A 1,197-nucleotide genomic window follows, 5' to 3' on the forward strand; every position below is an offset into this window, starting at 1 on the left:
TGAGCTGGGGGTGGCCGCAGAGACCAGCGAGAAGCGACTGTTTACTAAAAACACAGGTCCGTGCGAAGCCGTAAGGCGATGTATACGGACTGACGCCTGCCCGGTGCTGGAACGTTAAGGGGACCGGTTAGTGCGCTTTCGGGCGTGCGAAGCTGAGAACTTAAGCGCCAGTAAACGGCGGTGGTAACTATAACCATCCTAAGGTAGCGAAATTCCTTGTCGGGTAAGTTCCGACCTGCACGAATGGCGTAACGACTTCTCGACTGTCTCAACCATAGGCCCGGTGAAATTGCACTACGAGTAAAGATGCTCGTTTCGCGCAGCAGGACGGAAAGACCCCGGGACCTTTACTACAGTTTGATATTGGTGTTCGGTTCGGCTTGTGTAGGATAGGTGGGAGACTGTGAACTCTGGACGCCAGTTCAGGGGGAGTCGTCGTTGAAATACCACTCTGGTCGTGCTGGATGTCTAACCTGGGTCCGTGATCCGGATCAGGGACAGTGTCTGATGGGTAGTTTAACTGGGGCGGTTGCCTCCTAAAGAGTAACGGAGGCGCCCAAAGGTTCCCTCAGCCTGGTTGGTAATCAGGTGTTGAGTGTAAGTGCACAAGGGAGCTTGACTGTGAGACCGACGGGTCGAGCAGGGACGAAAGTCGGGACTAGTGATCCGGCGGTGGCTTGTGGAAGCGCCGTCGCTCAACGGATAAAAGGTACCCCGGGGATAACAGGCTGATCTTCCCCAAGAGTCCATATCGACGGGATGGTTTGGCACCTCGATGTCGGCTCGTCGCATCCTGGGGCTGGAGTCGGTCCCAAGGGTTGGGCTGTTCGCCCATTAAAGCGGTACGCGAGCTGGGTTTAGAACGTCGTGAGACAGTTCGGTCCCTATCCGCTGTGCGCGTAGGAGTCTTGAGAAGGGCTGTCCCTAGTACGAGAGGACCGGGACGGACGAACCTCTGGTGTGCCAGTTGTTCTGCCAAGGGCATGGCTGGTTGGCTACGTTCGGAAAGGATAACCGCTGAAAGCATCTAAGCGGGAAGCCTGCTTCAAGATGAGGACTCCCACCCCCTTTGAGGGGTTAAGGCTCCCAGTAGACGACTGGGTTGATAGGCCAGATCTGGAAGCCCGGTAACGGGTGGAGGTGACTGGTACTAATAGGCCGAGGGCTTGTCCTCAGTTGCTCGCGTCCACTGTGTTG

1 rRNA gene is annotated in these 1,197 nt (G+C 56.4%); it reads left to right on the forward strand.

What is annotated here, in order from left to right:
* Nucleotides 1-1,174, forward strand: a 23S ribosomal RNA gene (locus ABZ877_RS39660); the annotation flags it as partial.
* Between the last annotated feature and the right edge of the window lie 23 nt (nt 1,175-1,197).

Source organism: Streptomyces sp. NPDC046939 (assembly GCF_040644575.1).
Lineage (GTDB): Bacteria > Actinomycetota > Actinomycetes > Streptomycetales > Streptomycetaceae > Streptomyces.